Source organism: Mesorhizobium sp. M1A.F.Ca.IN.020.03.2.1 (assembly GCF_004023205.1).
GTDB lineage: Bacteria > Pseudomonadota > Alphaproteobacteria > Rhizobiales > Rhizobiaceae > Mesorhizobium.
In genome coordinates this window covers 1-8,321 of sequence record NZ_RZSV01000234.1, presented here as the reverse complement: position 1 = coordinate 8,321, position 8,321 = coordinate 1, and the positions used below count along the sequence as shown (strand labels likewise).

At 66.1% G+C, this 8,321-nt stretch carries 9 protein-coding genes; all 9 read left to right on the top strand.

Features of this window, described 5'->3' with window-relative positions:
* A partial coding sequence (gene exbB / locus EOA79_RS26465) for a tonB-system energizer ExbB (protein WP_128293437.1) occupies window positions 1-611 on the top strand: 611 nt, incomplete at its 5' end.
* 7 nt (window positions 612-618) lie between these two features.
* Entirely contained in the window at window positions 619-1,104 is a 486-nt protein-coding gene (gene exbD / locus EOA79_RS26460) for a TonB system transport protein ExbD (RefSeq protein ID WP_095779815.1), read from the top strand.
* Window positions 1,101-2,078 carry an energy transducer TonB gene (locus EOA79_RS26455; RefSeq protein ID WP_095826243.1) on the top strand — a complete coding sequence of 326 codons (978 nt, stop codon included), beginning with the start codon at window positions 1,101-1,103 and terminating at the stop codon, window positions 2,076-2,078. Before exbD ends, EOA79_RS26455 begins: the two co-directional genes overlap by 4 nt.
* Window positions 2,079-2,237: 159 nt before the next feature.
* On the top strand, window positions 2,238-3,332 hold the full coding sequence (locus tag EOA79_RS26450) for a transporter substrate-binding protein (protein ID WP_095826242.1): 1,095 nt from the start codon (window positions 2,238-2,240) through the stop codon (window positions 3,330-3,332).
* Complete coding sequence (locus tag EOA79_RS26445) at window positions 3,329-3,931, top strand: ANTAR domain-containing protein (RefSeq protein WP_095826241.1); 603 nt, start codon at window positions 3,329-3,331, stop codon at window positions 3,929-3,931. Before EOA79_RS26450 ends, EOA79_RS26445 begins: the two co-directional genes overlap by 4 nt.
* Before the next feature lie 19 nt (window positions 3,932-3,950).
* Window positions 3,951-4,817 carry an ABC transporter permease gene (locus tag EOA79_RS26440; RefSeq protein ID WP_176478976.1) on the top strand — a complete coding sequence of 289 codons (867 nt, stop codon included), beginning with the start codon at window positions 3,951-3,953 and terminating at the stop codon, window positions 4,815-4,817.
* Window positions 4,814-5,734 carry an ABC transporter permease gene (locus EOA79_RS26435; protein WP_066998214.1) on the top strand — a complete coding sequence of 307 codons (921 nt, stop codon included), beginning with the start codon at window positions 4,814-4,816 and terminating at the stop codon, window positions 5,732-5,734. The genes EOA79_RS26440 and EOA79_RS26435 overlap by 4 nt, the downstream gene beginning before the upstream one ends.
* Window positions 5,735-5,767: 33 nt before the next feature.
* On the top strand, window positions 5,768-7,411 hold the full coding sequence (locus EOA79_RS26430) for an ABC transporter substrate-binding protein (RefSeq protein ID WP_095826240.1): 1,644 nt from the start codon (window positions 5,768-5,770) through the stop codon (window positions 7,409-7,411).
* Window positions 7,401-8,321: acetamidase/formamidase family protein (locus EOA79_RS26425; protein ID WP_128293435.1), on the top strand; the 921-nt coding region annotated here is incomplete at its 3' end. The genes EOA79_RS26430 and EOA79_RS26425, both read left to right, overlap by 11 nt.

Here is an 8,321-nt window from a genome sequence, read left to right as displayed (position 1 = left end):
CCTGGACGATCTGGCTCGCCAAGTCGCTGGAGATCCTCGGCGGCAAGCTCAAGGCGCGGCGCGCGGCGAACGCGATCGGCAATGCCGCGACGCTGATGCAGGCCGGCCGCGCGCTCGGCCACAGCGGTGGCCCGGGCGCGCTGCTGGTGCGGGCGGCGGAGGAAGAGCGCGCGCTCTCGGCCGGCGCGTTGGATCACATCTCGGGCGACGGCCTGAAGGAGCGCGTCACCTCGCGGCTGTCGCGCATCGAGGCGGCAGCGTCCCGGCGCATGTCGCGCGGCACCGGCCTACTCGCCACCATCGGCTCCACGGCGCCCTTCGTCGGCCTGTTCGGCACCGTCTGGGGCATCATGAACGCCTTCATCGGCATCTCGCAGGCGCAGACCACCAATCTTGCGGTGGTGGCGCCGGGCATCGCCGAAGCCCTGCTCGCCACGGCAATGGGTCTGGTGGCTGCGATCCCGGCGGTGGTGATCTACAACGTCTTCGCGCGATCGATAGCCGGCTACAGGCAGATCCTCGCCGACGCCTCGGCAGGCGTCGAGCGGCTGGTCAGCCGCGACCTCGATTTTCGCACTGTGCCGCCGGCAACCGCGTTGGCAGCGGAGTGAGCGGCCAATGGCGGCGCGGATTCGCGAGACGGCCGGCGACGATCTCGAGGAAAGCCACGAGATCAACGTCACCCCGTTCATCGACGTCATCCTGGTGCTTTTGATCATCTTCATGGTCGCGGCTCCGCTTGCGACCGTCGACGTCAATGTCGACCTGCCCGGGTCGACGGCGACGCCGGCGCCACGGCCGGAGACACCGCTGTTCCTGACGCTGAAAAGCGATCTTTCTCTGGCGATCGGCAATGAGGCTGTGCCGCGACCGAGCTTCGCCACCGTGCTCCACAGCCGCACCAAGGGCGACAAGCAGACGCGCATCTTCCTGCGCGCCGACAAGACGGTGGGCTATGGCGAGCTGATGGAGGTAATGAACCTGCTGCGCGCTGCGGGCTACCTCAAGATTGCGCTGGTCGGGCTGGAGACGGCGTCCGGCACCGGGGCTGCGGCCGCGGGCGCCACCTCCGCGCCGGCGACAAGCGGAAGCGCGGCGCAATGACGCAAGCGATCGCCGCCTTGTCCACCCAGCCACGCTTCGGCTTCCGCGAAGCCGGTCTGTGGGCAAGCGCGGCCACGGTTATTTTCGCCGCGCATGTCGCGGTCGCTTATGCGGTGCAGAATCTGAGCTTTACCGAGGTGCCGGACGGCGGCGCGCCGCCGGCGCTGGCTGTCGAAATGGCGCCGCTGCCGACGACGCCTGCCGTGCCGGAAGAGGCGGCCATGCTGGACACGGTCGCGCCGGACCAGCCAGATGCGGCGGAGGAGACGGAAAAGCCCGCCGAAGTGAAACCGGTGACCGATCCGGCGCCGGTCGTGAAATGGGTCGAGCCGGTCGCCGAGCCGCCGGCCGTTTCCGACAAGGCGGCGGAGGTCGAACCGGCGGAGACAGCAGCTGCGCTCAGCGAGCGGCCGCCGCTGGACGAGGTCGTGCCCGACCCTGTCGAGACAGCTACTCCCGACGTCGTCGTTCCGCTGCCGCAGCCAAAGCCTTTCGAGGCGCAGCCGAAGGCAAGCCAGCCCGTCGAGGCGAGGAAAAAAGTGGAAAAGAAGCCGGTCGAAAAGCCGAACCAGAGGAAAAGGGCAAAGGCCGCGCCGCCAAAGGCCGTGACGATGGCCGGCATCGATGCCAACGCAGGCGCGAAGGCCGCCGCGCCGCAATCCTCCGACTCGGTGTCGCGATCGAGCGTCAGCCCGTCGCGCTGGAATTCCAACTTGGCGGCATGGATCAGGCGGCATACCCGCTATCCGAGCGCGGCGCGCTCCAGGCGCGTCGAGGGCACGCCTACTGTAACCTTCACGGTAGACGTCTCCGGCAGGGTAGTCTCTGCCCGGCTGGCGCAATCCTCGGGCGATCCGGATCTCGATCGCGCCGCGCTCGGCGTGTTGCAGGGCGCGTCGGTGCCGGCGCCGCCGGCCGAACTCGGCGCCCACGTCACCCGCACCGCGCCTTTCGTCTTCAGCCTGCGCGATTAGATGCCCCGCCGCGCCATGCAACTTTGAGGCTTGACTGGCGGGCGGTAGGGAATAGGGTAGCTGCGAACATATCGGCCTCGGTCGCCGGACGGCAAGAATGCCTCGTATGCCTCGCCTGTCGGCGGCGGCTGCGGGGCTTTTTCATTTTTGGGGCATTGCTTGAAACGGCGTATCGAGATCGGCGTCCTCTATTCGCGATCCGGCAGCTACCAGCTCGTCTCGGACGCGTGCCGCACGGGCGCGATGCGGGCGATCGCCGACATCAATGCCGACCGAAGCTGCGGGATCGAGCTGGTGCCGGTCGAACGCGATCCGCAAAGCAATGCCGACCGCTACGCCTCACTTTGCGAGGATATCTTCCGGACCAGCAGCGCCCGCCACGTGATCGGCTGCATTACCTCCTGGAGCCGCAAGGAGACGATCCCTGTGCTGGAGAAGGCGGGCGGCATGCTCTGGTATGCCTGCCCCTATGAGGGGTTCGAGGCCAACGAGCATGTCGTCTACATGCATGCCTGCCCGAACCAGCATCTGGTTCCGCTGATGGCTCATGTAGCGCCGCGTTTCGGCGCCAACGGCTTCCTGCTCGGCTCGAACTATATCTGGGGCTGGGAGATGAACCGCGTCGCGCGCGACCTGATCGCCGACGCTGCGGGCAAGGTGCTCGGCGAGCGCTACCTGCGCATCGGCGAAACCGACGTTTCGCGCCTGATCGATGAAATCCGCGCCACGCGGCCGAATTTCATCCTCAACAACCTCATCGGCACCTCGTCCTATGCCTTCCTGGCGGCATATCGCGACTTGGGACGCGAGAATGCGGCCTTCAAGGCCGATGCCTGCCCGGTCATATCCTGCAATCTCACCGAGGGCGAGTTGCCGGCGATCGGCGAAACGGGCAGGGGCCATTTGTCGGCCGGACCCTATTTCGCGCCGCGCCCGGCTGCCTTCGCCTCGTCCTTCGAGGCGTCCGCCTATGCATCGGTGCAAGTGATGGCGGACGTGCTCTCCGGCGATCCCGACGCCGGCCCGGCGGCGTTCTCAAAAGCCTTCGCCGGGCGCCGCTTCACGACGCGCCTGGGGCCTATCGCAATCGATCCGCACACGCAGCATGCAACCCTGCCGGTGATCATCGGGCGCATCGCCGATGGATTTTTCGAGGTCGTCAGCCGCGAGGAAGAGGTGGCGCCCGATCCCTATCTGTCGCGTTACGACCCGGCGAAGACCTTCGGCCGTCCGCGGCTCAGGGTGGTGTCGTGAGCCGGTCCGCACGCATCCCCAATCTCGGCGGCGCGCGGGTTTTCGTGCTGCATCGCCCGCACGCGACGGTGCAGGCGATCACCAGGCAGCTGTCGGCGATCGGCCTTGAGGCGGTCGAATGCTGGCCGCAATTGCCGGCAGAGGCGCTTGCCGCGGATTTCGTCTTCTTCGACGCCGATCTCGGCTTCGACGAGCAGTTCCCGTGGCAGCCGGGCGAGGCGCCGATGCCCCTGGTGGCGCTGATCGGTTCGGAAGCGCCGGGCCGCATCGAATGGGCGCTGTCGCAAAAAGCCGATGCGCAATTGTTGAAACCGGTCGGCAATGCGGGCGTGTACAGCGCGCTGCTGATCGCCCGGCAAAGCTTCGAGGCGGGGAAACGGCTGGCCGACGAGATCGCGTCGCTGCGCCAGCGCGTCGGCGAGCGCCAGACCATCGTGCGCGCGGTCGCGGCGCTGTCGAAAGGCAGCGACGACGATCGCGCCTATGCGCAGTTGCGGTCGCTGGCGATGAGCTGGCAGATCAGCGTCGAGGAAGCGGCCCGGCGGATCGTGGCGATGACGGAAAACGAGGATGGCGGTGACCAATCCCATCGCGCCTGATCTCCCGGCGCCGGGCCAAATGCCGGTCAAGCCGCGCGCCGGCGTCTGGCGCCGGCTGCTCAAGCGGCCGCTGGCGCTGCTCGGACTCTTCATCGTCGCCATCGTGCTTGCTGGCGCCATCCTGGCGCCGTGGCTGACCGGCTACGATCCCAACGAGCAGATGTTCGACGGACTGACGCTGGAAGGTTCGCCCTTGCCGCCGAACGCCAAGTTCTGGCTGGGCACCGACCTGCTCGGCCGCGACCTGTTGACCCGCATCCTGTTCGGCGCCCGCACCTCGCTGATCATCGGCATCGTCGCCAACGGCGTGGCGCTTCTGATCGGTACGCTGGTCGGCGTCACGGCCGGTTATTTCCGCGGCTGGATCGGCAGCGCGCTGATGCGCTTCACCGACCTGATGATGGCCTTCCCGGCACTGCTTCTCGCCATCTGCCTGGCGGCGGTGTTCGAGCCGAGCCTTTGGATCGTTGCCATGGTGATCGCGCTGGTCAACTGGGTGCAGACCGCGCGCGTCATCTACACCGAAACCTCGTCGCTGTCGGAGCGCGAGTTCATCGATGCCGAGCGCACGATAGGGGCGAGCGCGCCGCGCATCCTGTTGCGCCATATCCTGCCGCATCTGCTGCCGACCATCATCGTCTGGGGCACGCTCGGCATCTCGACCACGGTGCTGCTCGAAGCCACGCTCAGCTATCTCGGCATCGGCGTGCAGCCGCCGACGGCCTCCTGGGGCAACATCATCTTCGAGAACCAGACCTATTTCCAGGCGGCGCCCTGGCTGGTGTTCTTCCCCGGCGCCGCGATCCTGGCGCTTGCGCTTGCCTTCAACCTGATCGGCGACGCGCTGCGCGACATCCTCGACCCGACGCAGAGGGGGCGGGCATGATCGCCTATCTCGGCCGACGTCTCATCCAGTCGCTGCTCATCCTGCTCGGCGTCTCGCTGATCACCTTCGCGCTGCTCTATCTGCTGCCGGCTGATCCAGTGCGCCAGATCGCCGGCCGCAGCGCGACGCCCGACACGGTTGAAAACATCCGCAGGCAGCTCGGCCTCGACCAGCCCTTCATCGTCCAGTACTGGCACTATCTCACAAGGCTGCTCAGCGGCGATCTCGGCCGCTCCTACATCCAGCGCTCGGAAGTCACCGAGCTCATCGTCTCGCGGCTGCCGGCGAGCCTGCTTCTGATGGTCGGCGCCATCCTGTGCGAGCTCGCGATCGGCCTTACCATGGGCCTGATCGCCGCCGTCAAGCGCGGCACCTCCACCGATCAGACCTTGATGGTCGCCTCCTTCGTCGGCGTCTCGGCGCCGCAATTCGTCGTCGGCCTGCTCCTGCTCTATGTCTTCGCCGTCCGGCTCGGCTGGTTCCCGATCGGCGGCTACGGCAGTTGGCGGCATCTTGTGCTGCCCTCGCTGACCATGGGCATACTCGGCGCCGGCTGGTATGCGCGCATGATGCGCTCGTCGATGATCGACGTTCTGCGCCAGGACTATATGCGCACCGCCCGCGCCAAGGGCCTGGCGCGCGGCGCCATCCTGTTCCGCCATGCGCTGCCCAACGCCATCCTGCCGGTGGTCGCCATGATCGGCATCGACATCGGCGTCTTCATGGGCGGCATCGTGGTGGTCGAAAGCGTCTTCGGCTGGCCCGGCATCGGCCAGCTCGCCTGGCAGGCCATCCAGCGCGTCGACATCCCGATCATCATGGGCGTCACCCTGGTCTCGGCCTTCGCCATCGTGCTCGGCAACCTGCTGGCCGACATCATCGCGCCCTTCATCGACCCCCGAATTAAACTCAGATGAACAAGGCAACAACCAGAGAAAGGGAACAGTGACATGAGACGATTTCTGGCATCCACCGTGGCGGCCTCGGCGCTTGCGCTGATGCTCGGCATGGCAAGCGCGCGCGCCGACGACGCGGTCGACCCTAACGCCAAGCAGGGCGGCGCCATCACCATCACCTACAAGGACGATGTCGCGACGCTCGATCCGGCGATCGGCTACGACTGGCAGAACTGGTCGATGATCAAGAGCTTGTTCGATGGCCTCATGGACTATGAGCCCGGCACCACCAAGCTGAAGCCCGACCTTGCCGAAAGCTACGAGATCTCGCCGGACGGCAAGACCTTCACCTTCAAGCTACGCCACGGCGTGAAGTTCCACAATGGCCGGGAGATGACGGCCGACGACGTCAAATACTCGCTCGACCGCGTCACCAATCCGAAGACGCAGAGCCCGGGCGCCGGCTTCTTCGGCTCGATCAAAGGCTATGACGAGGTCGCCGCCGGCAAAGCGAACAGCCTCTCCGGCGTCACCGCGGTCGATCCCTATACGATCAAATTCGAGCTGACCCGCCCGGACGCCACCTTCCTGCATGTCATGGCGATCAACTTCTCGCATGTGGTGCCGAAGGAGGAGGTCGAGAAATATGGCGCCGACTTCGGCAAGCATCCGATCGGCACCGGCGCCTTCAAGCTTGCCGAATGGACGCTCGGCCAGCGCATCGTCTTCGAGCGCAACCCCGACTACTGGCACAAGGGCCTGCCGCATCTCGACAAAATCACCTTCGAGATCGGCCAGGAGCCGATCGTGGCGCTGCTGCGCCTGCAGAAGGGCGAGATCGACGTGCCCGGCGACGGCATTCCGCCGGCCAAGTTCCAGGAGGTGATGAACGATCCGGAGCAGAAGGCCCGCGTCGTGGTGGGCGGGCAATTGCACACCGGCTACATCACCATGAACACCACCATGCCGCCCTTCGACAACGTGAAGGTGCGCCAGGCGGTGAACATGGCGATCAACAAGGACCGCATCGTTCAGATGATCAACAACCGCGCGGTGCCGGCCAATCAGCCGCTGCCGCCGTCGATGCCCGGCTACGACAAAGCTTTCAAGGGCTACCCCTATGACGTCGCCAAGGCCAAGGCCCTGCTTGCCGAGGCCGGCCACCCCGACGGCTTCGAAACGCAGTTGTTCGCCATGAACACCGACCCCAATCCGCGTATCGCGCAGGCGATCCAGCAGGATCTGGCGGCCATCGGCATCAAGGCCAGCATCCAATCGCTCGCCCAGGCCAACGTGATTGCCGCCGGCGGCGACAAGTCCGGCGCGCCGATGATCTGGTCGGGCGGCATGGCCTGGATCGCCGATTTCCCGGATCCGTCCAACTTTTACGGACCGATCCTCGGCTGCGCCGGCGCGGTGCCGGGCGGCTGGAATTGGGCGTGGTACTGCAACAAGGATCTCGACGCCAAGGCGGCCGAGGCCGATTCGGTCGTCGATCCGGCAAAGTCCGCGGATCGCGAGAAGATGTGGAGCGCGATCTACGACAAGATCATGGAGGACGCACCCTGGGCGCCGGTCTTCAACGAGCAGCGCTTCACGCTGAAGTCGGCCCGCATGGGCGGCGCCGACAATCTCTATGTCGACCCGGTCCATATCCCGATCAACTACGACAATGTGTATGTGAAAGATGTGCAGTAACTGCGACTACACCATCCACGGGCGCCATCACCACTTCGGCTGGGACAATTCCTTTGCCCCGGCCGAGCGCGTGGCACCTGGCTCGACGCTCGAGTTCCAGTGCCTGGATTCTTCCGGCGGGCAGCTCAAGGCCGACAGCACCGTCGGCGATATCGCCAATCTTGATTTCGGCATGATCAACCCGGTGACCGGGCCGATCTTCGTCGAGGGCGCCGAGCCCGGCGACGCGCTGAAGGTGACGATCGAAATGTTCAAGCCGTCCGGCTTCGGCTGGACGGCGAACATTCCGGGCTTCGGTCTGCTTGCCGACGACTTCAAGGAGCCGGCACTCAACATCTGGAAATATGACCCCGGCTCGCTCGAGCCGGCGCTGTTCGGCAGACAAGGCCGCGTGCCCCTGAAGCCGTTTGCCGGCACGATCGGCAACGCGCCGGGCGAGATGGGCCACCATTCGGTGGTGCCGCCGCGGCGCGTCGGCGGCAATCTCGACATAAGGGACCTTGCCGCCGGCACCATTCTCTATCTGCCGGTGGAAGTGGCAGGCGCGCTGTTTTCGGTCGGCGACACGCATGCCGCGCAGGGCGACGGCGAAGTGTGCGGCACTGCGATCGAGAGTCCGATGGACGTCGTGCTCAAGCTCGACCTGGTGAAGGACGCGCGGCTGAAGACGCCGCGCTTCACCACGCCGGGCCCGGTGACGCGGCATCTCGACGCCAAAGGTTATGAGGTGACGACCGGGATCGCGCCTGACCTGATGACCGGCGCCAAGCAGGCGGTCAGTCAGATGGTCGACCTGCTGGCCGGCCGATACAAGCTCGACCCGGTCGACGCCTATATGCTGGTCTCGGTCTGCGGCGATCTCAGGATCAGCGAGATCGTCGACATGCCGAACTGGGTGGTGTCGTTCTAC

Coding starts and splice junctions, on each gene's coding strand:
- exbD (WP_095779815.1), top strand. CDS start 619: ATGGCGGCGCGGATTCGCGAGACGGCCGGCGACGATCTCGAGGAAAGC.
- EOA79_RS26455 (WP_095826243.1), top strand. CDS start 1,101: ATGACGCAAGCGATCGCCGCCTTGTCCACCCAGCCACGCTTCGGCTTC.
- EOA79_RS26440 (WP_176478976.1), top strand. CDS start 3,951: ATGCCGGTCAAGCCGCGCGCCGGCGTCTGGCGCCGGCTGCTCAAGCGG.
- EOA79_RS26435 (WP_066998214.1), top strand. CDS start 4,814: ATGATCGCCTATCTCGGCCGACGTCTCATCCAGTCGCTGCTCATCCTG.
- EOA79_RS26430 (WP_095826240.1), top strand. CDS start 5,768: ATGAGACGATTTCTGGCATCCACCGTGGCGGCCTCGGCGCTTGCGCTG.